The following is a 24,368-nucleotide window of genomic DNA, read 5'->3' as shown; positions in this document are numbered from 1 at the left end:
CACCCGTTCAGCCCAGCAGGAACTCCGCCCGTCCCTGCATGCTCGAGGAGGCCTGGGCCATGGGCCGACGCGGGATCCGCCCGCCCCGCTGGGCCAGTCGACCGGCCCGCACCGCATGCCTGAAGGCCTCGGCCATCAGGGCGGGATCCTGGGCCCGGGTGACGGCGGTGGCCAACAACACGGCGTCGCACCCCAGTTCCATGGCCAGGGCGGCATCCGAGGCGGTGCCGATCCCGGCGTCGAGCACCACCGGGACCGTCAGCCGGGAGGCGATGTATTCGATGTTGTGCGGGTTCAGGATCCCCTGGCCGGTGCCGATGGGTGCCCCCAGCGGCATGACCGCCGTGCAGCCCAGGTCCTCGAGTCGTTGGGCGGCCACCGGGTCGTCGTTGGTGTAGGCGAAGACCTTGAACCCGTCGGCCACCAGTTCCTCGGTGGCTTTGAGGAGTTCGGGGATATCGGGCAGCAGTGATTCGTCGTCGGCGATCACCTCGAGTTTGACCCAGTCGGTCTCCACCGCTTCGCGGCCCATCCTGGCGGTGAGGACCGCTTCACGGGCGGTATGGCATCCTGCGGTGTTCGGCAGCAGTCGGATGCCCAGCCGTCCCAGCAACGCGAAGATCGATTCGGTGCCCGGGACCACTGCGTGGCGGCGCATCGACACCGTGGTCAGTTCGGTTCCGGAAGCACGCAGGGCGGCTTCGAGCACGTCCTGCCCGGGGGCACCGCCGGTCCCGGTGATCAGCCGTGAGCCGAAGCGGGTTCCGTCCAGGAGGAGGTCGTCGGTTCCCGCACCTTCACCCACCTTGCACCGCCGAGAGCAGTTCGATCCGGTCCCCCGGCTGCAACCGGGTCCGGGCCCAGGCCGAGCGGGGAACGACCTCGTCGTTGACCGCGGCGGCCAGCCCGGGGCTCGTTCCCTCGCTCGTGCGGCCATCGGCGCCCAGCGCCAGGCCCGTTTCGCGTTGGATCAGCTCCAGCACGCTCAGGGCGGCGTGGGGTTCGGCCTGTCCGTTCAGGATCAGTGGGGGCGTGGTGTCGTTCATGAGAATCTCCAGGGGTCGAAGGGTGCCAGTCGGGTCGGGTCGAGGCTGGCCGGGGGTGGTCTCGGCGGCGTGGCCCCGGGCACCGGGCCAATCAGCCCGCGGATGGTGGCTGCCGCGGCCACACTGAGCAGCACCCCGTGGCGGTGGAATCCGGTGGCGGCCAGCAGTCCGGGGCCGATGCGTCCGAGCAGGGGCAGGTGGTCGGGGGTTGATGGACGGGCCCGGGCCGTCAGGTCCACCAGTTCATAGTGGGCCAGGGCGGGCATCACCCGCAGGGCGTCACGTAGCAGCCGGTGCACGCCCTCGACGCTGATGCCGGGCTGGTCGTCCTCGCGTTCGGTGGCCCCCACGACCACTTCCCCGTCGCGGCGCGGAAGGATGTAGACCCGTTGCCCGGAGACCAGGGCGCGCACCGTGGAGCCGGCCGGACGCGGGGCCGTGGCGGTCGGGCGCATCCTGAGCACATCGCCGAAGACCGGGCGGACCGGAAGCCGCAGCGAGGCCGGCAATCCACTGATCCGCTCCCCCGCTCCCCCGCGCTCTCCGGTCCTTCCGGTCCCGGTGGCCAGGATGACCTCATCGGCTTCGAGGTCTTCCCGGGCCCCGTCGGGACCCAGGGTCTGGACGACGGGCCCGTGTGCTCCGGCGACGACGCCGGTGGCCCGCCGGCGGTTCACGCTCACACCGGATTCGAGTTCGAGGGCGGCCAGCAAGGCGGCTGCGGTGCGGCGCGGGTCGGTCCGTGCGTCCCCGGGGGCCCGGAAGGCCCCGGCCAGCCGGGGGGCCAACAGCGGTTCGACTTCGCGGGCCGCCGCGGTGCCCAGCTCCCCGATCCCCAACCCGACGGTGCGTTGGGCCTCGGCCAGCGCCGAGAGATCGGCTCGATCGGCGCCGTCGGCGGCAACCACCAGCGTGCCGCAGGCCTCGAAGCCGGTGGGTCGGCCACTGGCTGCTTCCAGTTCCCGGGCCCACCGGGGCCAGGCGTCGGCGGCGGGAACGGAGAGTCCCAGCAGGCCCTGTTCCTGGTAGTGGAATTCGGTGACGGCCGCGAGCATCCCCGCCGCGGCATGGGTGGCCCCGGTGGCGGGTTCGGGATCGATCAGGGTGACACGGTATCCGCTGCGGGCCAGTTCCCAGCCGATGGACAAGCCGACGATGCCGGCGCCGATGACCGCACAATGCATACTGTTTTACCTTCCCTCCGCCGGCATGATCCGGATCAGGTGTCTCGGTCGGCGCTCGGTACCGCATCTGCGGCGCAGCGCCCTCTCAGCCCGTCTGCGGGCTCCCGTGGTTCGGTTCCAGCCTAACGCACGCCACGCGCGGTCGCCGGGTCGAAGCGGTGATTATGTCGCGGCACGGTAGACTGGAGGGGTAGACAAGGATGCCCGGTCGTACCAGACGCATTTACTTGGCAGGAATTCCCAGCGAACCTGCACCTTTTGCGCGTTCATTCGCGCTGGTTAGCCCGCGATCGGCTCCGCTGGACGCGCCGCTGCTGCGGTGGACTCCGCTCTCCGTTTTCAGAGGACGTCGAGCACACCGAGCCCCGGCGCCTAAACGAATGAGATTTCATTGAATACTGAGCAACAACTCACCGACGACACCGGAACCATCGAACTTCCGGTCGACGGTCTCCTCGCAAGCGAGGATGCCCCGCATGAGCTGCCCGAACAGACCTTCGCAGACTTCGGCGTCCGCGAGGACATCGTCGAATCCCTCGCCGACGCCGGCATCATCCACCCGTTCCCGATCCAGTCGATGACCCTTCCGGTCGCGCTGGCCGGACACGACATCATCGGGCAGGCCAAGACCGGCACCGGCAAGACCTTCGGTTTCGGCATTCCCGCCCTGCAGCGGGTCATCGGCCGGGACGACCCCGATTACGACAAGCTGCCCAGCCCCGGCGCACCTCAGGCCCTCATCGTGGCTCCGACCCGTGAACTGGCCAACCAGGTCTCCGCCGACATCCAGAAGGCCGCGACCAAGCGCAATGCCCGCATCGCCACCATCTACGGTGGTCGCGCCTACGAGCCGCAGATCGAGCAGCTCACCGCGGGCGTCGAACTGGTGGTCGGCACCCCGGGGCGTCTGATCGACCTGCATAAGCAGAAGTACCTGAACCTGAAGAACATCCGCATCGTGGTCCTGGATGAAGCCGACGAGATGCTCGACCTGGGCTTCCTGCCCGACGTCGAGACGCTGCTCGCCGCCATCCCCGCCGTGCACCAGACCATGCTGTTCTCGGCCACGATGCCCGGCGCCGTCGTGTCGATGGCCCGCCGCTACATGTCCCATCCGACGCATATCCGTGCCGCGGACCCCGAGGACGACGGCATCACCAAGAAGGACATCCGCCAGGTCGTCTACCGCGCCCACCAGTTGGACAAGGACGAAGTCGTCGCCCGCATCCTGCAGTCCGAAGGCCGCGGACGCACCATCATCTTCACCAAGACCAAGCGCTCCGCCGCCAAGCTCTCCGAGGAACTGATCGACCGCGGTTTCGCCGCCGGCGCGATCCACGGGGACCTCGGCCAGGGCGCCCGCGAGCAGGCACTGCGCGCCTTCCGCAACCACAAGGTCGACGTGCTGGTCGCCACCGAGGTCGCCGCCCGGGGCATCGACGTGGAGGATGTGACCCACGTGATCAACCTGCAGTGCCCCGAGGACGAGAAGACCTACCTCCACCGGATCGGCCGCACCGGCCGTGCGGGGAAGAAGGGGACCGCGATCACGTTCGTCGATTGGTCCGATGTCCCCCGCTGGGGCCTGATCAACAAGGCCCTGGGACTGGACCAGGCCGATCCGGTGGAAACCTATTCCTCCTCACCGCACCTGTTCACCGATCTGGGCATCCCGGCCGGGACCAAGGGACGGCTGCCGCGCAACCAACGCAAGCTCCAGGGACTGTCCGGGGAGAAGCTCGAGGACCTGGGCGAAACCGGCAAACGTCCGGCAGAGCGCGAGAAGGGCCGGGGAACCGGTTCCCGCTCGGGCCGCGACGCGGGCCGCGGACGCGGTCGCAGCCGCGGCTCGGAATCCGGTGGGGACGGCGCCGGGCGTCGGGGCCGCGGCCACGGCCGCTCCGACCGTCCCAACCGCGAAGCCACCGGGGAGACGAACCGCCAGCCCGCCGAGACCGGACCCACCAGCGACGAGGCGGCCCGTCCGGCACGCCGCCGCCGCTCGCGGACGCGCCGGCACCACGGCGAGGTCGTCAACCGCAACGAGTCCGAGTAGCACCTGTGGGCGCCACCACGCCTACCTCCGGTGGGGACCCCGGCCGATCGGCCGGGGTCCCCACCCGTGTCGGGTCCGAGCACCCATGGTCCCCGGAGGGACCCGATCTGGTCGTCCAGGCCGACAACGCCGACTTCCTGCCCACCTTGCCCGATGGCGCGTTCACCGTGGTCTACCTCGATCCGCCGTTCAACACCGGGCGCAAGCAGTCCCGCCAGGCCACCACGATGGTCCGCAACACCGATGGCACCGGTGACCGGGTCGGGTTCAAGGGCGCCAGCTATTCGACCATCCGGGGGGCCCTGCATAGCTACGACGACGCCTTCGATGACTACTGGGCCTTCCTGGAACCGCGGCTGATCGAGGCCTGGCGGCTGTTGGCCGACGACGGCACCTTGTACCTGCACCTGGATTTCCGTGAGGTCCACTACGCCAAGGTGATGCTTGATGCCATCTTCGGCCGGGAGTGCTTCCTCAACGAGATCATCTGGTCCTATGACTACGGCGCCCGGTCCAAGAGCCGCTGGCCTGCCAAACACGACAACATCCTCGTCTACGTCAAGAACCCTTCGAGGTACCACTTCGATTCCGTCGAGGTCGACCGCGAACCCTATATGGCTCCCGGTCTGGTCACTGCCGAGAAGGCGGCCCGCGGCAAGCTGCCCACCGATGTCTGGTGGCATACCATCGTCTCGCCCACCGGCAAGGAGAAGACCGGCTATCCCACGCAGAAGCCAGTGGGCATCCTGCGCCGGATCATCGCCGCGAGCAGCCGCCCGGGAGACTGGGTGCTGGACTTCTTCGCCGGGTCCGGGACCACCGGGGCCGCCGCCTCCCAGTTGGATCGGCGGTTCGTCTGCGTGGATGCCAATCCCGCGGCGATCGACACCATGCGTACGCGCCTGCCCGAGCAGACGGATTTCCGCCGGAGCTGACCAATGCGCCGCCCCGGCCTCGACCGGTCGACGCCGTTAACCACGAAACGGCCGTGGCACCCCAGGAGTACTGGTGGTGCCGGCGGCCGTCGGCTCCGGCACCCCGCAGGGCACCGGAGCGTGGGGTCCCCCCAGAACGGGTCAGACCATCGTGCGGTCGTCTCGACGTGCCTGGCGCCATTCGCGCAGGAAGGCCCGCGCGATGACGAACAGTGTTCCGGCCACGATCACCGGCCAGATGAGCATGTACACGGTCAGGATCATCGGTTCCATGTCGTTTCCTCCTTCAGGATCAGGAATGCGTTTCGGCGGCATCGACGTCGGTCTGGGCCGCTGCCAGCCGATCCGACGGGTCGAAATCGCCGACGGTGTCCTTGATGGTGTCGAAATCGAATTCCATCGAGGACCGGGCGGACATCACATAGCACAGCACCGTGGAGACCGCGTAGGCGACGAGCGATCCGCTGAGGACCGCGTAGTCGTGCAGGTGCCCGAAGGCGAAGGGCGCAACGGCCAGGGTCGCGATGATGCCACCGATCCGTGCCACCCGGCCGCCGAAGAAGCCGAAGAGCATCAGCCCGAGCACCACGCCGACCCCGACGATCGACAAGACGTCGACCGTGTAGCCCCAGAGCCCGTCGACGGGGATCCAGGAGAAACGCACGGGGATGAAGATGGCCAGGGCGACGATCACCGAGGTCACGAAGGCCATGTTCGTGACCTTCTTCCAGTAGAAGCTGGAGATGACCGGGAAGACCAGGCACCCCCACAAGGCGCCGACGAAGACCAGCAGGTCCAGGATGTTCAACGCCCCGCTGGCGAAGTACAGCCCGGCGCCGGTGGCCAGGACCATGGAGACGCGGCCGACCAGGAGCATGGTCTTCGGGTTAACTTCGCCCTTCTGGGCCACGTTCTGCCCGTAGATATCGGCCATCATGATCGAGGACAGGGCGCTCAGGTCGGAGTCTGCCGTCGAGGACAGCGCCCCGATGATCATCACCAGGAACAGGCACAACAACACGGGTCCGAGGTAGGTCGCTGCCATTTCGGGGATCAGGTTGTTCAGGTCCCCGCCGGTGGGGGTGATGCCCAGGTACAGCGCCATGACACCGAGCATGCCGATGCCGATGATGGTCGCCCCGTAGCCGACGGTGGCGGTGACGAAGGTCTTCTTGATCAGGTCCTCGCGCACGGCAAAGAGCCGCTGGGCGATGGTCTGGTTGCCGATGGCGTAGGCCAGCACCGCCGCGATGTAGGGCGCGCCCTGGTTCATGAAGGCCTCGGAGGAGAAGAAGTTCCCCTGCTGGGGGGTCACGTTCGCGGCCCCCTCGACGAACATGTTCGTCCCGCCTGCGGCGAAGAACACGACCGGGATGATGACCACGACGGCGCCGAGCATGGCCAGCACCTGCGCGAAGTCGGTCAACACGGAGGCACGGAAGCCCGACCACAGCGAATACAGCAGGGTGCCGGCGGCGACGGTGAGGATCCCCTGCTGGAAGCTGAAGGGCGAAAGCAGGCCGATCAAGGCACCGCCGGCGATGAAGTTACTGGTCAGGCTGATGAGGCTGCCGACGACGTTGGAGCCGGCGAGCATCAGCTGGCTGCCTCGGCCGTGCCGGGCGTGCATGACCTCGGCCAGGGTGTGGGCCCGGGGCGCCACGGAGCGGATGCGCTTGCCGAAGGGGTAGATGAACAGGATCATCAAGGCGCCCCAGAGGCCGTAGTGGATGGGGCCCGAAATGCCGTAGGTGTAGCCGGAGGTGGCCGAGGCATACATCGACGAGGCCCAGATCCAGGTGGCCGTCATGCTCGCCGCGGAGATGCCGAAGCCGATGTTGTTGCCCGCGGTCATGTAGCCGTCCGCGTTTTCCTTCTTCTTGCTGATCCCGAGGGTCATCAGGAATGTCCCCCCGTAAAAAAACACCAGCAGCCCGATGACTAGCCATCCACTCAGCTGCTGGAGCTCCGCACCATTCGGTGTCATGCTGCTCCTCTTCTCACGGGGTCGGCCACCGGATGCCTCCCCTGGTCGCAGCGCGCCGGCCCGGTTTAACGGGCGCCATTGCCACGCCGCCGTGAGGCGGGCTTCGTCCGGTGCGGACGCATTCAAGGCGCGCATTCCACCCGGACCTAACCGGACCTGCAGGGCCGCTGTTGGCGCGGCGCGTGCGGCTACCCGGCTTTCGGGTCAAGGCCACTCAAACGGCGGAGGCCATGGTGGGGCCTCCCGTGGAACCGGGGGTCGTCCAAGCACTCGGATTCGTGCTCGACAAGGTTGCCTGGAGCAACCCCCTACGTCGGTGACACTATCAGAGTGCGGAGGTAATTCCCGCCAGCCGGAAATCCAGGTGACTGATGAGTCAGGTTTTCGGCATCCCCACCGGGGCGGTTCCGGTGCCTGCTTCGAGGATTCGTCGGAGCATGTCCACGCTGGTGGAGTTCTCACCCAGCCGGTTGGGCTTGCCGGTCCCGTGGTAGTCGCTGGAACCGGTCACGATCAGATCATGCCGGGCCGCGAGCGAGTGCAGGAACCGGCGCCCCTGGTCCGAATTATCCCGATGGTCGATCTCCAGCCCGAGCAGACCGGCCTGGATCATCTCGTCGAAGACCTCCGGTTCGACCACCCGGCCACGCAGCTCCGCCATGGGGTGGGCGAACACGGGTACTCCCCCGGCGGCCCGCACCAGTTCGACGGCCCTGACGGGGTCCACGGCGTAGTGCCCCACGTAGTAACGCGATCGCGAGGTCAACACGGTGGCGAAGGCCTCGCTTCGGCTCGACACCACCCCGGCCGCGACCAGGGCATCGGCGATATGCGGCCGGCCCAACGTCGCCCCGGGGGCGGACTGCTCCCCCACCGCCTCCCAGGTGATCGGGTAGTCCTCGGAGATCAGTTCAACCATCTTCCGGGCCCGGTGGATCCGCGCATCACGCGCCTTGTCGATCTCCACCAACAATTCCCCATGGCCCGGGTCGTGCAAATAGGACAGCAGGTGCACACTGACCCCGCGGGCGGTCTTGCAGGAGATCTCCATCCCGGGAACCAGCCCCACGCCGGTCTCTAGCGCAGCGGTGGCGGCCTCGGCCCATCCGGAGGTCTGGTCGTGGTCGGTCAGCGCGACGACGTCCAGGCCGGCGGCGGCCGCCGCGGCCATCAGCTGCGACGGGGTTTCGGTCCCGTCGGAGACATTCGAGTGAGCATGCAGATCGATCAGCATTCCTCCAGCCTACCGGCGCCTTGGTGTATCGGCCCGGCTTTGAGAACATGGAACGGTGATGACTCAAGCGAACAACACCCCCGGCAGCGATCAACCACTCGAGGAACGCGTGAACAACCGTTCACAGCGCCCGTCCTCGCAGGCCTTCAAGGACTTCATGGGGTCCCAGTGGGCCCCCTCCACCGAAGCCACCTCCCCCGGCCCCGACGCCGTGGCCCCCTATGCGGCCGCCCGGCGCCGCGCCCTCTCGGCCAAGTTCCCCGGTGAACGCCTGGTCATCCCGGCCGGACCGTTGAAGGTCCGCTCCAACGACACCGACTACCGTTTCCGCCCGCACTCCGGATTCGCCCACCTCACCGGGCTCGGCGTCGACCACGAACCCGATGCCGTCCTGCTTCTGGAACCCACCGAGGAAGGCGCTGGAGACGACGGCGGAAACCATCGGGCGACCCTCTACTTCCGTCCCATGGCCGGCCGCGACACCGAGGAGTTCTACTCCGATGCCCGGTCCGGGGAATTCTGGATCGGCACCCGTCCGACCCTCGACGTGTTGAAGGCCCGGCTGGAACTGCCCACCGCGCATATCGACGCCGAGCTGGAGGAGGCCATCACCACCGGTGCCGGCGCCACCGAGATCGGCGGGATGCGGATCCGGCTGCTGCGTGATGTGGATCCGAACTGCGACGCCCTGGTGGATACCTCCCGGATCAATACCGGGGTCGATCTCGAAGCCTCGGACCGCCTCGACGGCGAACTCTCCGAAGCGCTCTCCGAACTGCGCCTGGTCAAGGACGACTGGGAGATCGAGCAGATGCGTGCCGCCGTGGAGGCGACCGTCAACGGGTTCCACGACGTCGTCGGCGAACTCCCGCGCGCCATCGAGCATAAGCGGGGCGAACGCGTCGTCGAAGGCGCCTTCTTCGCCCGGGCCCGCGAGGAAGGCAACGACCTCGGCTACGACACCATTGCCGCCTCGGGCAACAACGCCACCGTCCTGCACTGGATCCGCAACTCCGGCCAGGTGAACACCGGGGACCTGTTGCTGCTCGATGCCGGCGTCGAGGCCGATTCGCTCTACACCGCGGACATCACCCGGACCCTGCCCGTGAACGGCAAGTACTCCGAGGTCCAGCGCCGGATCTACCAGGCGGTCCTGGACGCCGCCGATGCCGCCTTCGAGGTCGCCCGCCCCGGGCGCAGGTTCCGCGAGCTGCACGAAGCGGCGCTGAAGGTCCTGGCCGAGAACCTGGACGCCTGGGGACTGCTGCCGGTTTCCCTGGAGGAGGCGCTCTCCCCCGACGGACAGCACCACCGCCGCTGGATGCCGCACGGCACCAGCCACCACCTCGGGCTGGATGTCCATGACTGCGCCCAGGCCAAGCGGGATCTGTACCTCGATGCCGTGTTGGAGCCCGGCATGGTCTTCACGATCGAGCCCGGCCTGTACTTCAAGTCCGAGGATCTGGCCGTCCCCGCGGAGTACCGCGGCATCGGCGTCCGCCTCGAGGACGACGTCCTGGTCACCGCCGACGGCTGCGAAAACCTCAGCGCGGCCCTGCCACGCACGGCCGAGGACATCGAATCCTGGATGGCGGGAATCTACTCGGCCGACGCCCAGTAGCCTCCGCCGCGGATCAAAGAAGGCCGGTTCCTCCCCGTGGGGAGGAACCGGCCTTTGGTCTTTTCCGCCACTGGTGGGCGGCTGCCCCGGGCCCCGGGGCGCGTCAAGGCTGGGGTTGCTGGTCCGTGCCGCCGGTCTGGTCCTCGCCTTCCGCCGGGGCCTCGGGTTCCTGTTCCGGGGTGACCCGCACCCCGTACTGCGGACGTCCGTCGGGCAGATCGGAGTACGACGTCGAGGACCGCGGTGCCGTGTCCGCACCGGAGGCGGTCCCGGCCTCGGAGGTGCCGTGCCCCTCGTCCTGGCCGGTTCCGCCCGGGGCCGGGCTCGGCGCCGGGGCCACGGGGCCGCCCGTCGGCGTCCCGGCATCGGGGCCGGGGCCCGCCGGGCCGCCCTGTTGGCGCGGGGGCGCCCAGGCGGGGGTGACCTGCTGGGCCTCGACCCGGCTCATCGGCAGTTTCGAGGCCATCTGACGGGCCGCTGCGGCATGCTCGAACGCGACGACGACGTCGTAGCTGGTGGCCATGACCTGGCTGGAGGAGGAGAAGTCGCGCTTCCCCTTGCGGAACGAATAGCTGACCACCCCGACGATCATCCAGATGGCCATGCCCAGCCCCACCGAGGAAAGGATCTGGGTGAGTCCGCCTTCGGGACCGAAGATGCTCAGGATCAGGCCCACGAAGATGCCGAACATAGCCCCCTGCGCGGCCCCCGCCAACGCCACTTTCGGGTAGCTCAGTTTCGCGGTGACCCGTTCCACCGTCATCAGGTCGTTGCCGATGATGCTCACCCCGGCGACCGGGAAGTCGTGGTCGGCCAGGTAGTCGACCACCTTCTGGGCATCCAGATAGGAGTCGTAGCGGCCCAGGATCTCCCCGCGGGGAGGTCCCAGTTGGGCGGAGGCGTTCCGATTGGTGCCGGTTGTTGGGCTCATGCTTCCATTCTGCCTCCTCAACGCGTGGACGTGGGGTGTTATCGCTCCCGGTGAACCGGTGCGCCGCCTCCCGGTGCATCCCTGACGGGCCGGGGTCCCAGCCGGTAGCCTAGGGAGGGTGAGCAGCTCATCGAACAAGGTATTCATTGCCCGCTTGCTCGGCCTCGATGTCTTCGACCCCCTGGGGGATCGTCTGGGCCGGCTGCGTGATGTCGTGGTGCTCGATCGTGGTCCGCGCAAACAGGTGCTGGGCGTCGGCCTGGTCGTCGAGGTGCCGGGCAAGAAACGGGTGTTCGTCCCGATGACGCGCGTGCAGGCCATGGAGGCCAGCCAGATCATCTGTTCGGGGCTGGTCAATCTGCGCCGCTTCCAGCAGCGCGGTGCCGAGACCCTGGTGGTCGCCGAACTCTTCGACCGGGTCGTCGCCTTCACCGACGGTTCCGGGGAGGCCACCGTGGAAGACATCGGACTACAGAAGCTACGCAATGGCGATTGGGCCCTCTCGGACTACTACGTCCGGCGCGGCGCGGATCCGGCCGGCGGGTTCCGCCCCCTGCGTCGGCTCTCACGCGGACACCGCGTGCTGGTGTCCTGGAACGAGATCGTCCACGGCAACCGGGACGATCCCCAGGCGGCCACCCAGTTCGTGGCGGCCCACGAGGAACTCAAACCGGCCGACTTCGCCGAGGCCCTGCATGAAATGAGCACCAAACGCCGCCTTGAAGTGGCCACCGAACTCCAGGATGACCGCCTGGCCGATGTCCTGCAGGAACTGCCCGACGAGGAGCAGGTCCAGATCCTGTCCTTCCTCGACATGGATCGAGCCGCCGTCGTCCTGGAGGAGATGGACCCCGACGATGCCGCCGACCTGCTCCACGAACTGGAGGAGGTCCAGCAGGAGGCGTTGCTGCAGTTGATGGAACCCGAGGACGCCGACGACGTCCGTCGCCTGCTCGAATACGAGGAAAACACCGCTGGCTCGATGATGACCCCGGTGCCGATCGTCCTGCCGCCCGAGGCGACGGTCGCCGAAGCCCTGGCCAATGTCCGCCGGGAGGAGATCAGCCAGGCACTGGCCTCGAGCGTCTATGTCTGCCGTCCGCCCTTGGAGACCCCGACCGGGAGATATCTGGGTATGGTCCACATCCAGGCGCTGTTGCGCCATCCCCCGCCGGAACCGGTGGGCAACATCCTGGACAACGATCTCGAGCCGGTGCTCGACACCACCGACGTCAGTGAGGTCTCCCGGATGCTGGCCGCCTACAACCTCACCTCGATGCCGGTGGTGAACCGGGAGGGCCGGTTGGTCGGGGCGGTCACCGTCGATGACGTGCTGGACCACATCCTCCCCGAGGACTGGCGCATCCATGACGGGAAGATCCAGTCGACGGGAGCAGGCAACCATGGTTGAACCACATAAGAACGGTTCGGGACTGGACACCCCGCTCGGGGCCAGGTCCCGGCTCTGGCCCCGCGTTTCACCGAACCCGGATGCGTTCGGCAAGGCCACCGAGGGCTTTGCCCGCTTCATGGGCACCCCGGCCTTCCTGGTCTACATGTCGATCTTCTGCATCGTCTGGCTGGCCTGGAACACCTGGGGGCCGGACTCGCTGCGTTTCGACTCGGCGGCCTTGGGATTCACCGCCCTGACACTGATGCTCTCGTTGCAGGCCTCCTATGCGGCTCCGCTGCTGCTCCTGGCCCAGAACCGCCAGGACGACCGGGACAAGGTCTCGCTGACGGAGGACCGCAACCGGGCCGAACGCAACCTCTACGACACCGAATACCTCACCCGCGAGCTCGCCGCACTGCGGATCGCGCTGCGGGATGTAGCCACCCGCGACTATGTGCGCAGCGAGCTGCGTTCCGCCTTGGAGGAGCTCGTCGAATCCAACGACGGGGACGACATCCGGCTGCGCGGGAAGGCACCCAAACGCAAGGAGAAGGTCTCCGAGGCGACCACCACGCTGCCGCGGGTGCGGGCAGCACGGCCCGGCCGCCCGACCACGGGCGGGACCGGGAACAACACCGAAGGGAAGACCGAGTAGTTTGACCGAACCCGATATCACAGGCCCCCTGGCCACGGCCGTCCACGAGGCCCTTGCCGAGGTCCAGGACCCCGAACTCCGCCGGCCGATCACCGAACTCGGCATGGTCGATTCCATCCGGGTCGACGAGGACGGCACCGCCCACGTGCGCGTCCTGCTGACCATCTCCGGCTGCCCGTTGCGCCAGACGATCATGGAGGACACCGCCGCGGCGGTCCGCTCGGTGCCGGGGATCACCGAGGCACAAGTCGAATTGGGGGTGATGTCCCCCGAACAGCGCGGGGCATTGAAGACCGGGTTGAAACGCCATGTCATCCCGTTCAGCGAGCCGGGCTCGTTGACCCGGGTCATCGCCGTGGCCAGCGGCAAGGGCGGGGTCGGCAAATCGAGCCTGACCGTGAACCTGGCCTGCGCCATGGCGGCCGACGGACTGCGGGTGGGCATCATCGACGCCGATGTCCACGGTTTTTCGGTCCCCGGGCTGATGGGAATCACCCAGGCACCGACCCGGATGGACGAAATGATCCTGCCCCCGGTCGCCCACGGGGTCAAGGTCATCTCCATCGGCATGTTCATCGAGGGCAACCAGCCGGTCATCTGGCGCGGGCCCATGCTCCACCGCGCCCTGGAACAGTTCCTCACCGATGTCCACTTCGGTGATCTGGACGTCCTGCTGCTCGATCTGCCGCCGGGCACCGGGGACGTGGCGATTTCCGTCGGGCAGCTGCTGCCCGGGTCCTCGATCCTGGTGACCACCACCCCCCAGGCGTCGGCGGCGTCGATCGCCGAACGCGCCGGGGCACTGGCGAGCCAGACCGGGCAGCAGGTCATCGGGGTGGTGGAGAACATGTCGTGGTTCGAACTACCCGACGGAACCCGCGTGCACCCCTTCGGCTCCGGCGGAGGGGAACTGCTGGCCCAACGGCTGGCGACCTCCTTGGACACGGAGGTCCCCTTGCTGGGCGAGGTGCCGCTGGATCAGCGCCTGCGCGAGTCGGCCGATGCCGGGATCCCCATCGTGGTGGCCGAACCGGAGTCCGCCGCGGCCGGCGAAATCACGGCCATCGCCCGGAAACTGACGCACCGGCCCCGAGGTCTCTCGGGGATGAAGCTGGACGTCACCCCGCGCGAGGGCTGAAAGCCCTCCACGGCCCCGGCAGGAGGCGGTGGCCCCACCGCTGGGTTCAGGTGGCCTCGAGGTCGAAGGGAGCCGGCTCGTTGGCCTGGAGGGCCTGGCCTCCGGTCCGCTCCGGCCCGGAGGCGCCCAGGGCCTTCTGGCGACCGGCGGCGGGCAACGGTTCCCGGGCGGCAGCCACGACGTCGTCGGCGTCATCAAGGAGTGCGTCCTTGATGATCTTGCGGGGGTCGTATTGCCGGGGGTCGAGCTTGCGCCAGTCCATGTCGGCGATCTCGTCGCCGACCTCCTCCCGGAGCTGTTCCTTGGCGCCGGTGGCCATCTTGCGCACTTCCTTCACCAGGCGCGCCAATTGCTGCGCATAGACCGGGAGTTTGTCAGGGCCCAGCACGAAGACCGCCAACACCACGAGAATCAGGAACTCGCCACCGTTAATTCCGAACACGTCTAGAGATTACCCGCTCGGCGCCGCTGCCCCGAACTCCACGACCCCGCCCGGCGTTGTCCTCGCCCCCGGGACGGCTCCTGCCTGGACATCAGTAATCCGTATCCAGGACCAGCAGGCGTGACATCCCGCGCCCGAGCCGGGCCAACATCCCGTCGGTCCCCTCCGCGTGCGGGGCCAGCCGGGCATGTTCGGTGGCCACGATCCGATGCTTCACCGCGTCGGTGCCCGGACCATCCAGCGAGGAGCGCAGCGAATAGGTGGCATCGCGCATATCCAGTTCCATCCCGCCGTCAACGGCGGCCACGGAAACGGCTTCGCCGTCGATGCTCTGCAATTGGGATTCTTGCGCGCCGATGGCGTGGGTCCGGGGCTGTTCCGGCGCGGTGGTCGGCTGGAACAAGGATGATTTGAGTAGTCCGGCATCCCGGGTCCGTGACTCGGTCAGCACCACCTCGCCCTGGTCACCGGTGAATTCCAGCGTCACCTGATCGATTCCCCCGGTCCGGCTGCCGGTGGCCCGGACCAGTTCCAACCCGGCCGGGGACATGGTGGGGCAATTCCAGCCGGCGGCCCGCAGGGTCCCGAGATCGGAACGACTCAATTCGGTTCCCGTGCCCGACCAAGCGCCAGCCAACGGCCCATGGCCATCGGTGGCATCCTGGACGGTTCCGCCGAGCACCCATGCGGCACAGACCACGGCGGTCAGCATCGCGGCCATGGCCGTCGCCGCCAGCCCCGGGGCCAGGGAGCGCAGACGGGAACTGTGCCCATCGGCATCCAGCGAGGCCTCGGCGAACGCCGTCGGGGTCCCCATGGACCAGGGTCCCTGGCGTAGACGTCCCATGAGCGCGTCGTCGGGTGTGGCCTCCCCGGCCGTGCTGCCCAATGACTGGAGTCGGCGTTTGAGCCTGCGGCGGTCCTCGAGCCTCAGCCGGCAGTCGGCACACCGCCCGACGTGGTGTTCCAGCGCCGCCCGCTGGCGGTCGTTGAGTTCCCCGTCGAGATAGCCGTCGATGCGTTTACCGTGTCGATGCATCGTCAGCGCGCCTCGGATACCGCGGGCCCCACCTTTGGTCGGTTCTGGGTTGCGGTGGGTTTGGGGGCCCGGTGGGCCAGCTTGACGCGCAGTTGCGAACGGCCCCGGTGGATGCGTGAACGGACGGTCCCCAGTTTGATGCCAAGGGTTTCGGCCACTTCCTCGTAGGACAGCCCCTCCAGATCGCACAGCACGACGGCGGCGCGGAATTCGGGGGCCAGCTCATCGAGGGCCAGGTGGATGTCGACGTCGAGGTTGTTGAATTCGAAGGTCCGCTCCGGGCCCGGGTCCGCTCCGGGCAGGCGCGTTTCGGAATCCTCGGCGAGGGCGTCGAAACGGATGCGGTTGCGGCGGCGGGCCTGATCGAGGAAGAGGTTGGTGGTGATCCGGTGGAGCCATCCGTCAATCGTCCCCGGGGTGAAGTTGTGCAGCGAGCGGAAGACCCGCACGAACGTCTCCTGGGTCAGGTCCTCGGCATCGAACCGGTTGCCCGTCAGACGGTAGGCCAGCCGGAAGACCTTGGAGGAGTGGTTCTGGACGATTTCGTCCCAGGACGGAACGCCCAGCTCCTGCTCGGCCTGCGGGGAGAGGGCTCCGTCTTCTTTGCTTCCTTTGACAATCACGGTGTCAATTCTTCCCGATCATCCTGTGAGCAGGCTGAACAAGCTCTGGGCATATGCCGCCACCGCGGCGGCGCTAGGATGGTGCGGGGCCCACCGGCCCCCACCGCACAACCACGAACCGAGGAACTTCGCACCCCATGAGCTCCGACAAGCACAGTAGCTGGTCCTATACCGAAGCACTGCCCGTCGAGGACGACGTGATCACCCGAGCCCGGGAACGCGCCTATGAACTGGGCGTGGATCCCGTGGGTCCGGGCATCGCCTCGTTGTTGCAGGTCCTGGCCGCGAACTCGAAGGCCCGCACCGTCGTCGAGGTCGGCGCCGGGGCCGGGATCTCCGGCCTGAGCCTGCTGCGCGGGCTCTCCCCGCAGGCGGTGTTCACCACGATCGACATCGACGTCGACCATCTCAATGCAGCACGTCAGGCCTATCTGGATGCCGGCATCCCGGCCAACCGCACCCGCACCATCGGAGGACGGGCCCGCGACGTGCTCCCCCGTCTGACCGACGGCGCCTACGACCTGGTGTTCATCGACGCCGATAAGCAGAACCTGATGGAATACGCCGAGCACGGGGTCCGTCTGTTGCGTACCGGTGGAATGCTCATCATCAACGACGCACTCGACGGGGACCGGGTGCCCCAGCCGGCCGTCCGGGACCGCAGCACCGTCGCGGCCCGGAACGTCGGACGCATGCTACGCGATAATGAGAATCTGGTGGTCAGCACCGTCCCCACCGGCAGCGGCCTGCTCCTGGCGGTCCGGGCCGGCTGATCCGCGCTTCGCGCGGCCTCGCCCGGGGCCCGGGTAGGCAAAAAGGCAGGAACACGGCGAATGCCGTTCCTGCCTTTCTGTGTGAAGAATCGGGGGGGGGAACTACTCCGTGACACCCACGAGGCAGGCCTTCAACTCGGCAGCCTCCTCGGCGTTCAGTTCCACCACCAGGCGTCCTCCGCCATCAATCGGAACCCGCATGATGAGGCTACGACCCTCCTTGGTAACCTCCATGGGGCCATCCCCGGTACGCGGTTTCATCGCAGCCATTAATGCTGACTTCCTTCCTGCATGTCACGGTCCCACCGGGCCCGCGGATCGTCGCTGACGAGGATGGCAAACACCACCGCGTCTTGTTCAACCTGCATTTCATATTATTCAGGAGATTTCTCCGTGGCGCTAATCACAGGTCCCTGCCGTGTCGCATCGAGTTCGTCATTGAGTCGCCCGATTTCCTCGGTGAGCACCCCGATGACCTCGTCGACCTGGTCGCAGCGGTACCCGCGCAGCCCCACCCCCAGCCGCATGCGGGCGATGTCCTCCGGCCCAGGATGCGCCGGAAGCAGCACCGGGGGCAGCGACGGGACCGGTTCGGCCAGCCCCAGGATCCCGTCGGTCGGGGTCGGAGAGGATCCCGGCACCCGACGCCGGGTCCCCACCGCGAAGAAGACCACCACTCCGATGAGCAGGACGCCGACGAACACCAGGAGGTATTGCATCGCTAGGCCTTGCCTGCCGTCGGCCGTGCGCCGCCGGTGACCTGGCGGACCGCGTCCTCCACGTCGTCGGTCACATGGATGAGGTCCAGGTCCGAGGCGGCAATGGCGCCCTCCTCCGCGACGGTGTCACGCAGCCAATCGACCAGCGGGCCCCAATAGGCGCTGCCGACCAGCACGATCGGGAAGCTGGTGACCTTCTGCGTCTGGACCAGGGTGAGCGCCTCGAAGAGCTCATCGAGGGTCCCGAAGCCGCCGGGGAGGACCACGAAGCCCTGCGAGTATTTGACGAACATGGTCTTGCGGACGAAGAAGTACCTGAAGTTCACCCCCAGATCGACCCATTCGTTCATTCCGGTCTCGAACGGCAATTCGATCCCGAGCCCGACGGAGACGGCGCCGGCTTCGCAGGCCCCCTTATTCGCGGCCTCCATGGCCCCGGGGCCGCCCCCGGTGATCACGGCGAATCCGGCTTCACCCAGGAGTCGTCCCGCATCCACCCCCTGCTGGTAGCGCTCCGAGTCGTGGGGTGTGCGCGCCGAGCCGAAGACGCTGATGGCCGGGCCGAGTTTGGCCAGGGTGCCGAACCCCTCGACGAACTCACTTTGGATCCGCAATACGCGCCAGGGGTCGGTATGGGTGAAGTCCTCGCCCGACGACCTGGATTCAAGCAGCATCCGGTCGGACTGGTCGACGTTGGCCTGGTCCCGTCGCAGGACCACAGCGCCTTTTCGGCGGGCAATTTCCCGCAGTGCATTGATCGTCTGACGTGGGTTTGAAGAGTCTGGCATGGGTTCAGCCTATCGTCGTCGACAAGGGATGGCAGGCGAGGTGGACCGGACTTTGTAAAGATTCGGTCACCAAGGTGCCAACTACCCATGGTGTGCTGCGTTACATCGGCTACTGTCATGGCATGAGCAATTCATCCCGCAGCGGCACCGGGGCCTCCTCGAGCACCCCGGTCGTCAAGCTCGACCAGGTCAATAAGCATTATGGCCCCCTCCACGTCCTGCAGGACATCGACCTCGACGTCGCGCGCGGCGAGGTCGTGGTCGTCCTGGGTCCCTCCGGTTCCGGCAAGTCCACGCTCTGCCGCACCATCAACCGGCTCGAGACCATTGACGACGGGGCCATCTACATCGATGGCAAGAAGCTTCCCGAAGAGGGAAGGACCCTGGCCCAGCTCCGCGCCGACGTCGGCATGGTCTTCCAGTCCTTCAACCTCTTCGCGCATAAGTCGATCCTTGAGAACGTCACCATGGGACCGATCAAGGTCAGGGGGGTGAAGAAGGCCGAAGCCGTCAAACAGGCGATGGCACTGCTCGAACGCGTCGGGGTGGCCAACCAGAGGGACAAGCTACCGGCCCAGCTCTCGGGTGGGCAGCAGCAGCGGGTGGCGATTGCCCGGGCCCTGGCGATGCGTCCGAAGGTCATGCTCTTCGACGAGCCCACCTCCGCGCTGGACCCCGAGATGATCCAGGAGGTCCTGGACACCATGGTCGCCCTGGCCAAGGAGGGGATGACGATGATCGTGGTGACCCACGAGATGGGCTTCGCCCGCAAGGCAGCCGATCGGGTGGTCTTCATGGCCGATGGACAGATCGTCGAGCAAGCGACCCCCACGGAGTTCTTCACCAACCCGCAGAGCGACCGGGCGAAGGACTTCCTCGGAAAGCTCATCACCAACCACTAGCCCGGCCCCCCACGGGGACCGGATCACTCGCGACCGGGCATCACTACCCCGGTCACAACACAAGGAGAAGCACATGCGCAAGACCCATTACGCGATGGCCGCGATGGCCGCCGCTGCGGCCCTGACCCTGACCGCATGCGGTGGCGGATCGGGCGACGACGGCGGAGGCGGCGGAGACGGCGACAAGGTCAAGATCGGCATCAAGTTCGACCAGCCGGGCCTCGGGTTCAAGGACGGCGACGACTACAAGGGCTTCGATGTCGATGTCGCCAAGTACGTCGCCAACGAGTTGGGCTATGACGAGGGCGACATCGACTTCGTCTCGGCACCGTCGGCGAACCGCGAAACCATGTTGCAGAACAACCAGGTCGACATGATCGTCGCCACCTACTCCATCACCGACGATCGCGAGAAGGTCGTTGACTTCGCCGGGCCGTACTTCATTGCCGGCCAGGACCTGCTGGTGAAGAAGGACAGCGGCATCACCTCCCCCGAGGACCTCAATGGCAAGAACCTGTGCTCCGTCACCGGTTCGACCTCGGCCCGCAAGGTGAAGGATAAGTACGCCAAGAAGGTGAACCTCCAGGAACTTCCGGGCTACGCGGAGTGCGTGACCCAGATGGAAGGCGGAACGATCGACGCGGTGACCACCGATGACATCATCCTCGCCGGGCTGGCCGCCCAGCCGGCGTACCAGGGCAAGTTCGAACTCGTGGGCAAGCCCTTCAGCGAGGAGATCTACGGCATCGGTCTCCCGAAGGGATCCGATCAGTGCGAGGACATCAACAAGGCGATCGCCAAGATGATCGATTCCGGCGACTGGAAGAAGTCGCTGGATGCGAACACCGAAGGCACCGGCTACGAGCCCAATGCCAAGGTGAACCCACCGACGCCGGATCACTGCTCCTAGCAGTTCCCGGGGATGTCCCACCGGCTCCTGCCGGACCATCCCCCCATACCGGGTGGGGCACCGCTGCCCCACCCGGTAGCCCGCCCACGGTGCCGCCCCACGCGGCAATCCAGATAGAGGCAGACAGTGGATACATTTATTTCAATCTTCACCGAGTTCGACGTCGCCGGCGCGCTGTGGGTGAACATCAAACTCACGTTCTTCGCGGCCATCGGCGCCACTGTGCTCGGTACCATCCTGGCGATGATGCGCATCTCACCGGTGGCTAGTTTCGCTGCCATCGGCACCTCCTACGTCAACATCATCCGCAACACCCCGTTGACGATCATCATCCTGTTCGGCGTCCTGGCCCTCAACGGCCAGCTCGGCCTGGATCTGGGCGGGGGGTTCCAGCAGAACTTCTTCCGGCTCGCCGTGATGGGGCTGGCCATCTACCACGCGGCCTTCGTTTGCGAATCCATCCGCTCGGGAGTGAACACCGTTCCGCAGGGCCAGGCCGAAGCAGCCCGCGCCATCGGGTTGGCTTTCATGCCCGCGGCCCGCATGATCATCTTGCCGCAGGCCTTCCGTGGGGCCATCGTCCCGTTGGGCAACGTGCTGATCGCCCTGATCAAGAACTCCACCGTCGCCGCCGTGGGCTCCGTCTCCGTCGAAGCCTCGGCGACGATGGGAAACGCCCTCGACGCCCGTGGTGATATCGTCCTGCCCATCTTCCTGGCCTTCGCCGCCGGTTTCGTGATCATCGTGATCCCGGTCGGCCTGCTCACGACCTGGCTCTCCAAGAAACTGGCGGTGTCCCAATGAGTGCTTCCGTACTGTTCGACACGCCCGGGCCCAAGGCGCGGCGGAACATCATCCTCATCAACATCCTGGGTGCCGTGGTCATCGTCGCGGTCTTGTGGTGGACCATTTCCGGTCTCGCGGCCAAGGGCCAGATGGCCCCCGGTAAATGGGATGATTTCCTCGAGGCCAACACCTGGGTGGACTATCTGCTTCCAGGCCTGGCCAACACGCTGAAGGCTGCAGCCCTCGCCATCGTCGGTTCGGTGGTCTTCGGCCTGATCTTCGGCATCGGGCGCCTCTCGAAGAACAAGCTGATCAACGTGTTCTGCTCGATCATCGTCGAGTTCTTCCGCTCCGTGCCCGTGCTGCTGATGATCGTGTTCTTCAACATCTTCTTCTCGCGCAACCTGCAGATCAGCTCCGACAGTGCCATGTGGGCCGTGGTCGCCGCCCTGGTGTTCTACAACGGCTCCGTGGTCGCCGAGCTGATCCGCTCCGGGGTCCGCAACCTGCCCAAGGGCCAGCGTGAAGCCGGCACCGCAATCGGCCTGACCACCGGGCAGTGCCTACGCGCCGTGGAGATCCCGCAGGCGCTGGTGGCCATGCTCCCGGCTTTGATCAGCCAATTCGTGGTGATCCTGAAGGACTCGGCGCTGGGCTACATCATCAGTTTCAACGAACTGCTGTTCTACGGGAGGACCTATTCCTCGCCCAACGGCAACGTGCTCCAGGCCCTGATCGTCGTGGCCGCGGTGTTCATCATCATCAACTTCGCCCTCTCCAAGCTGGCCACGATCGTCTCGCGCCGGCTCTCCAGCCGTGGCGAAACGAAGACCAAGCCGGGTGCCCGGGCACTCGTGGGGGCCCCGGCCGGACTCGACGACGTCGAGCCCGGTGGTGGGGCCGGCGGAAGAAACCAGAACCGCTAGCCCGGCTGCGGGCCGCTCCCGGCTCGTGGTGCTGGACGGCGAACGGCCCCGGACCCCTCCATGGGGGTCCGGGGCCGTTCCTCGTCCACGGGAGCGTAGGATGCGCCCCAGCGTCGGATCAGTCGCTCAGCCACCGGTGCAGGGCGGCATGGCAGTCACGGATCGCCTGACCGGTGACATGTTCGTCGTCGGAATGGGCCAGCAACGCATCGCCCGGACCGAAATTCACTGCCGGAATCCCCAATTCGGAGAACCGGGCGACGTCCGTCCAGCCGTACTTCGGCTTCGGTTCGGCACCCACGGTGGCCACGAAGGCCGCCGCGGCAGGATGGTTCAGCCCGGGCCTGGCCCCCGGGGCGCCGTCGGTTCGTTCGATGTCGTAGCCCTGGAGAAGCCCGCGGACCAGGGCTTCGGCCTCGGCAATGCCCTTATCGGGGGCGAAACGGTAGTTGATCTCGACTTCGGCGGCATCGGGAATGACATTTCCCGCAATCCCCCCGGTGATCCTCACGGCATTGAGCGATTCACGGAAGGCCAAACCGTCCACATCCACCGTGGCCGGTTCATAGGCCTGCAGCCGCGTCAAGACATCCGACAGATCGTGGATGGCGTTATGCCCCATCCAGGCGCGTGCCGAATGGGCTGCGGTGCCCCGGGTGCGCAGCAGGAAACGCGTGGTGCCGTTGCAGCCGCCTTCCACCGTGCCGTTCGTTGGTTCCAGCAGGATCGCGAAATCGGCGTCGAGCAGCGCCGGCGAATTTCGCAGTAGGCGGCCCAACCCGGATTTTGAGGCTTCGACCTCCTCATGGTCGTAGAAGATGAAGGTGATGTCCCTATTCGGTTCGACCAGTTGCGCGGCGATAGCCAGTTGCACGGCCACCCCGCCCTTCATGTCGGTGGCGCCACGCCCAAACAGGATGTTCCCGTCCCACTGGGCAGGCACCGTTCCGCGGGAACCGGGGGTCGTGGGCAAGGGGACGGTATCCAGGTGGCCCGCCAACACGATCCGCTCGGGGCGGCCCAGATCGGTGCGGGCGACGATGGAGTCCCCGTCGCGGTGGACACTGAGATGGTCCAGGGCGCGCAGGTAGTCCTCCACGGCGTCGGCGATCTGCTTTTCGTTCCCCGAGACGGACTCGATGTCCATCAGCGCCTGCGTCAGCAAGGCGACGTCGGAGGCATCAGGCAAAGGGGTGCGGGAGGTTGCGGGGGCAGGCACGGCGTTATGTTCACTCACGGATCCAGCCTATAGCCTGTCCTCCCGGCTACGATGGGAGGCATGACTTCTACTACGGCCCAGCCCGGTTCTGCCCTGAACGACTCCGCCGCCCCGGTACGCATTGCCTCCGGATCCGGCCTAGCCACCATCGCCTCCGATGGCACGGTCCTTGATGTCTGGTTCCCCGCCCCCGTCCTGACCGCCCTGGAAAAGGCCCCCCGGCTCTCCGGGGAGCTGGCCGCCGTGGCCACCGACGATGCCGAGCGTGGAACCACGCAGGAGGTCGTGGAACTGGAGATCAACCTCGACGTCGCCCCGGCCGATACCGCCGATGTGTGGTTGCGTCTGCACCTGCTCTCCCACCGGCTGGTCGCACCGAACAGCATCAACCTGGACGGGATCTTCGGCTTCCTGGCCAACGTCGTCTGGACGAACTTCGGCCCGTGCCCGGTGGAGGACTTCGAGAGCATCCGGTTGCGGCTGCGTCGCCGCGGGGCGGTCATCGTGCAGGGCGTGGACAAGTTCCCGCGCATGGTGGACTACGTCCTTCCCGCCGGGGTGCGGATCGCCGACGCCGATCGTGTCCGTCTCGGGGCCCACCTGGCCGAGGGGACCACGGTCATGCATGAGGGCTTCGTGAACTTCAACGCCGGAACCCTGGGATCCTCCATGGTCGAGGGCCGCATTTCCGCCTCCGTGGTGGTCGGCAACGGGTCCGACGTCGGCGGCGGGGCCTCCATCATGGGCACCCTCTCCGGTGGCGGCAAGGAGCGCATCACGATCGGTGAGCGCGTGCTGCTCGGCGCCAACTCAGGTGTCGGGATTTCCATCGGCGATGACTGTGTCGTCGAAGCCGGCCTCTACGTCACCGCCGGCACCCGGGTGCTCCTGGATGGCAAGAACGTCAAGGCCCGCGACCTCTCAGGCGTCCCGAACCTGTTGTTCCGTCGCAACTCCACCAGCGGTGCCGTTGAAGTCCTGGCCCGTGAAGGCCAGAGCGTGGAATTGAATTCCGCGCTCCATGCCAACTGACCTTTCGGACAACGTCTTCTCGTTGTCCA

At 67.1% G+C, this 24,368-nt stretch carries 26 protein-coding genes; 12 read left to right on the top strand and 14 right to left on the bottom strand.

Annotated features, from left to right (window positions below):
- Positions 1 to 7 precede the first annotated feature (7 nt).
- The 3 genes from ACT3UE_RS04390 to thiO are packed head-to-tail and all read right to left on the bottom strand — an operon-like array spanning position 8 to position 2,230.
- Positions 8 to 805: a thiazole synthase gene (locus ACT3UE_RS04390; protein WP_444555305.1), complete on the bottom strand. Its 798-nt coding sequence runs from the start codon at positions 803 to 805 to the stop codon at positions 8 to 10.
- A complete protein-coding gene (gene thiS / locus ACT3UE_RS04385) occupies positions 798 to 1,046 on the bottom strand; it encodes a sulfur carrier protein ThiS (RefSeq protein ID WP_444555304.1) in 249 nt (82 codons plus the stop codon). The genes ACT3UE_RS04390 and thiS overlap by 8 nt, the downstream gene beginning before the upstream one ends.
- Positions 1,043 to 2,230, bottom strand: a complete 1,188-nt coding sequence (gene thiO, locus ACT3UE_RS04380) for a glycine oxidase ThiO (RefSeq protein ID WP_444555303.1) — start codon at positions 2,228 to 2,230, stop codon at positions 1,043 to 1,045. Before thiO ends, thiS begins: the two co-directional genes overlap by 4 nt.
- Before the next feature lie 391 nt (positions 2,231 to 2,621).
- Here thiO and ACT3UE_RS04375 point away from each other — a divergent pair, with 391 nt between their 5' ends.
- Entirely contained in the window at positions 2,622 to 4,286 is a 1,665-nt protein-coding gene (locus ACT3UE_RS04375) for a DEAD/DEAH box helicase (RefSeq protein WP_444555302.1), read from the top strand.
- Between the two features lie 107 nt (positions 4,287 to 4,393).
- Positions 4,394 to 5,221 (top strand): DNA-methyltransferase, encoded by an 828-nt coding sequence (locus ACT3UE_RS04370; protein ID WP_444555315.1) that lies wholly within the window; start codon positions 4,394 to 4,396, stop codon positions 5,219 to 5,221.
- A gap of 141 nt (positions 5,222 to 5,362) precedes the next feature.
- On the opposite strand, the gene ACT3UE_RS04365 is transcribed toward ACT3UE_RS04370, so the two are convergent.
- The 3 genes from ACT3UE_RS04365 to ACT3UE_RS04355 all read right to left on the bottom strand — a co-directional run bounded on the left by ACT3UE_RS04365 (position 5,363) and on the right by ACT3UE_RS04355 (position 8,442).
- Positions 5,363 to 5,494 carry a putative transporter small subunit gene (locus ACT3UE_RS04365; RefSeq protein ID WP_444555301.1) on the bottom strand — a complete coding sequence of 44 codons (132 nt, stop codon included), beginning with the start codon at positions 5,492 to 5,494 and terminating at the stop codon, positions 5,363 to 5,365.
- Between the two features lie 19 nt (positions 5,495 to 5,513).
- Positions 5,514 to 7,208 (bottom strand): sodium:solute symporter family protein, encoded by a 1,695-nt coding sequence (locus tag ACT3UE_RS04360; RefSeq protein WP_444566294.1) that lies wholly within the window; start codon positions 7,206 to 7,208, stop codon positions 5,514 to 5,516.
- Between the two features lie 376 nt (positions 7,209 to 7,584).
- Positions 7,585 to 8,442, bottom strand: a complete 858-nt coding sequence (locus tag ACT3UE_RS04355) for a PHP domain-containing protein (protein WP_444555299.1) — start codon at positions 8,440 to 8,442, stop codon at positions 7,585 to 7,587.
- A 58-nt stretch (positions 8,443 to 8,500) separates the two neighbouring features.
- Here ACT3UE_RS04355 and ACT3UE_RS04350 point away from each other — a divergent pair, with 58 nt between their 5' ends.
- Positions 8,501 to 10,063, top strand: a complete 1,563-nt coding sequence (locus tag ACT3UE_RS04350; protein ID WP_444555298.1) for an aminopeptidase P family protein — start codon at positions 8,501 to 8,503, stop codon at positions 10,061 to 10,063.
- Between the two features lie 103 nt (positions 10,064 to 10,166).
- On the opposite strand, the gene ACT3UE_RS04345 is transcribed toward ACT3UE_RS04350, so the two are convergent.
- On the bottom strand, positions 10,167 to 10,994 hold the full coding sequence (locus ACT3UE_RS04345; protein ID WP_444555297.1) for a general stress protein: 828 nt from the start codon (positions 10,992 to 10,994) through the stop codon (positions 10,167 to 10,169).
- Between the two features lie 118 nt (positions 10,995 to 11,112).
- On the opposite strand from ACT3UE_RS04345, the gene ACT3UE_RS04340 reads away from it, so the two are divergent.
- The 3 genes from ACT3UE_RS04340 to ACT3UE_RS04330 are packed head-to-tail and all read left to right on the top strand — an operon-like array spanning position 11,113 to position 14,180.
- Positions 11,113 to 12,405, top strand: coding sequence for a magnesium transporter MgtE N-terminal domain-containing protein (locus ACT3UE_RS04340; protein ID WP_444555296.1), 1,293 nt, complete (start codon positions 11,113 to 11,115; stop codon positions 12,403 to 12,405).
- Positions 12,398 to 13,042, top strand: a complete 645-nt coding sequence (locus ACT3UE_RS04335; RefSeq protein WP_444555295.1) for a DUF1003 domain-containing protein — start codon at positions 12,398 to 12,400, stop codon at positions 13,040 to 13,042. Before ACT3UE_RS04340 ends, ACT3UE_RS04335 begins: the two co-directional genes overlap by 8 nt.
- A 16-nt stretch (positions 13,043 to 13,058) precedes the next feature.
- Positions 13,059 to 14,180 (top strand): Mrp/NBP35 family ATP-binding protein, encoded by a 1,122-nt coding sequence (locus ACT3UE_RS04330; protein WP_444566302.1) that lies wholly within the window; start codon positions 13,059 to 13,061, stop codon positions 14,178 to 14,180.
- 46 nt (positions 14,181 to 14,226) lie between these two features.
- Here the strand turns inward: ACT3UE_RS04330 and ACT3UE_RS04325 are convergent, their stop codons facing one another.
- The 3 genes from ACT3UE_RS04325 to sigE form a co-directional block, all read right to left on the bottom strand.
- Positions 14,227 to 14,622, bottom strand: a complete 396-nt coding sequence (locus tag ACT3UE_RS04325) for a sec-independent translocase (protein WP_444555293.1) — start codon at positions 14,620 to 14,622, stop codon at positions 14,227 to 14,229.
- A gap of 91 nt (positions 14,623 to 14,713) precedes the next feature.
- Complete coding sequence (locus ACT3UE_RS04320) at positions 14,714 to 15,661, bottom strand: zf-HC2 domain-containing protein (protein WP_444555292.1); 948 nt, start codon at positions 15,659 to 15,661, stop codon at positions 14,714 to 14,716.
- Positions 15,662 to 15,663: 2 nt separating this feature from the next.
- Positions 15,664 to 16,281: an RNA polymerase sigma factor SigE gene (gene sigE / locus ACT3UE_RS04315; protein WP_444555314.1), complete on the bottom strand. Its 618-nt coding sequence runs from the start codon at positions 16,279 to 16,281 to the stop codon at positions 15,664 to 15,666.
- Between the two features lie 140 nt (positions 16,282 to 16,421).
- On the opposite strand from sigE, the gene ACT3UE_RS04310 reads away from it, so the two are divergent.
- A complete protein-coding gene (locus ACT3UE_RS04310) occupies positions 16,422 to 17,057 on the top strand; it encodes an O-methyltransferase (RefSeq protein WP_444555291.1) in 636 nt (211 codons plus the stop codon).
- 102 nt (positions 17,058 to 17,159) lie between these two features.
- Here the strand turns inward: ACT3UE_RS04310 and ACT3UE_RS04305 are convergent, their stop codons facing one another.
- From ACT3UE_RS04305 to ACT3UE_RS04295, 3 genes are all read right to left on the bottom strand, one after another.
- Positions 17,160 to 17,327: a DUF3117 domain-containing protein gene (locus tag ACT3UE_RS04305; protein ID WP_086999611.1), complete on the bottom strand. Its 168-nt coding sequence runs from the start codon at positions 17,325 to 17,327 to the stop codon at positions 17,160 to 17,162.
- A 104-nt stretch (positions 17,328 to 17,431) separates the two neighbouring features.
- A complete protein-coding gene (locus tag ACT3UE_RS04300; protein WP_444555290.1) occupies positions 17,432 to 17,776 on the bottom strand; it encodes a DivIVA domain-containing protein in 345 nt (114 codons plus the stop codon).
- 2 nt (positions 17,777 to 17,778) lie between these two features.
- Positions 17,779 to 18,564: an LOG family protein gene (locus ACT3UE_RS04295; protein ID WP_444555289.1), complete on the bottom strand. Its 786-nt coding sequence runs from the start codon at positions 18,562 to 18,564 to the stop codon at positions 17,779 to 17,781.
- 122 nt (positions 18,565 to 18,686) lie between these two features.
- Here ACT3UE_RS04295 and ACT3UE_RS04290 point away from each other — a divergent pair, with 122 nt between their 5' ends.
- The 4 genes from ACT3UE_RS04290 (at position 18,687) to ACT3UE_RS04275 (ending at position 22,088) form a co-directional block, all read left to right on the top strand.
- Entirely contained in the window at positions 18,687 to 19,466 is a 780-nt protein-coding gene (locus ACT3UE_RS04290) for an amino acid ABC transporter ATP-binding protein (protein ID WP_444555288.1), read from the top strand.
- Between the two features lie 73 nt (positions 19,467 to 19,539).
- A complete protein-coding gene (locus ACT3UE_RS04285) occupies positions 19,540 to 20,376 on the top strand; it encodes a glutamate ABC transporter substrate-binding protein (protein ID WP_444555287.1) in 837 nt (278 codons plus the stop codon).
- A gap of 126 nt (positions 20,377 to 20,502) precedes the next feature.
- Positions 20,503 to 21,180, top strand: coding sequence for an amino acid ABC transporter permease (locus ACT3UE_RS04280; protein ID WP_444555286.1), 678 nt, complete (start codon positions 20,503 to 20,505; stop codon positions 21,178 to 21,180).
- Complete coding sequence (locus ACT3UE_RS04275; protein ID WP_444555285.1) at positions 21,177 to 22,088, top strand: amino acid ABC transporter permease; 912 nt, start codon at positions 21,177 to 21,179, stop codon at positions 22,086 to 22,088. Before ACT3UE_RS04280 ends, ACT3UE_RS04275 begins: the two co-directional genes overlap by 4 nt.
- Before the next feature lie 118 nt (positions 22,089 to 22,206).
- On the opposite strand, the gene dapE is transcribed toward ACT3UE_RS04275, so the two are convergent.
- Positions 22,207 to 23,325 carry a succinyl-diaminopimelate desuccinylase gene (gene dapE / locus ACT3UE_RS04270; protein ID WP_444555284.1) on the bottom strand — a complete coding sequence of 373 codons (1,119 nt, stop codon included), beginning with the start codon at positions 23,323 to 23,325 and terminating at the stop codon, positions 22,207 to 22,209.
- A gap of 42 nt (positions 23,326 to 23,367) precedes the next feature.
- On the opposite strand from dapE, the gene dapD reads away from it, so the two are divergent.
- Positions 23,368 to 24,339: a 2,3,4,5-tetrahydropyridine-2,6-dicarboxylate N-succinyltransferase gene (gene dapD / locus ACT3UE_RS04265; protein ID WP_444566293.1), complete on the top strand. Its 972-nt coding sequence runs from the start codon at positions 23,368 to 23,370 to the stop codon at positions 24,337 to 24,339.
- Positions 24,340 to 24,368: the final 29 nt, after the last annotated feature.

This window comes from Arthrobacter sp. 179 (assembly GCF_052379645.1).
Classification (GTDB): domain Bacteria; phylum Actinomycetota; class Actinomycetes; order Actinomycetales; family Micrococcaceae; genus Arthrobacter_H.
Note: the sequence above shows the minus strand (reverse complement) of the source record. Positions and strands in the feature narration are given on the sequence as shown.

Coding starts and splice junctions, on each gene's coding strand:
- thiS (WP_444555304.1), bottom strand. CDS start 1,046: ATGAACGACACCACGCCCCCACTGATCCTGAACGGACAGGCCGAACCC.
- thiO (WP_444555303.1), bottom strand. CDS start 2,230: ATGCATTGTGCGGTCATCGGCGCCGGCATCGTCGGCTTGTCCATCGGC.
- ACT3UE_RS04365 (WP_444555301.1), bottom strand. CDS start 5,494: ATGGAACCGATGATCCTGACCGTGTACATGCTCATCTGGCCGGTGATC.
- ACT3UE_RS04360 (WP_444566294.1), bottom strand. CDS start 7,208: ATGACACCGAATGGTGCGGAGCTCCAGCAGCTGAGTGGATGGCTAGTC.
- ACT3UE_RS04355 (WP_444555299.1), bottom strand. CDS start 8,442: ATGCTGATCGATCTGCATGCTCACTCGAATGTCTCCGACGGGACCGAA.
- ACT3UE_RS04350 (WP_444555298.1), top strand. CDS start 8,501: ATGACTCAAGCGAACAACACCCCCGGCAGCGATCAACCACTCGAGGAA.
- ACT3UE_RS04345 (WP_444555297.1), bottom strand. CDS start 10,994: ATGAGCCCAACAACCGGCACCAATCGGAACGCCTCCGCCCAACTGGGA.
- ACT3UE_RS04335 (WP_444555295.1), top strand. CDS start 12,398: ATGGTTGAACCACATAAGAACGGTTCGGGACTGGACACCCCGCTCGGG.
- ACT3UE_RS04320 (WP_444555292.1), bottom strand. CDS start 15,661: ATGCATCGACACGGTAAACGCATCGACGGCTATCTCGACGGGGAACTC.
- ACT3UE_RS04310 (WP_444555291.1), top strand. CDS start 16,422: ATGAGCTCCGACAAGCACAGTAGCTGGTCCTATACCGAAGCACTGCCC.
- ACT3UE_RS04305 (WP_086999611.1), bottom strand. CDS start 17,327: ATGGCTGCGATGAAACCGCGTACCGGGGATGGCCCCATGGAGGTTACC.
- ACT3UE_RS04300 (WP_444555290.1), bottom strand. CDS start 17,776: ATGCAATACCTCCTGGTGTTCGTCGGCGTCCTGCTCATCGGAGTGGTG.
- ACT3UE_RS04295 (WP_444555289.1), bottom strand. CDS start 18,564: ATGCCAGACTCTTCAAACCCACGTCAGACGATCAATGCACTGCGGGAA.
- ACT3UE_RS04290 (WP_444555288.1), top strand. CDS start 18,687: ATGAGCAATTCATCCCGCAGCGGCACCGGGGCCTCCTCGAGCACCCCG.
- ACT3UE_RS04285 (WP_444555287.1), top strand. CDS start 19,540: ATGCGCAAGACCCATTACGCGATGGCCGCGATGGCCGCCGCTGCGGCC.
- ACT3UE_RS04275 (WP_444555285.1), top strand. CDS start 21,177: ATGAGTGCTTCCGTACTGTTCGACACGCCCGGGCCCAAGGCGCGGCGG.
- dapD (WP_444566293.1), top strand. CDS start 23,368: ATGACTTCTACTACGGCCCAGCCCGGTTCTGCCCTGAACGACTCCGCC.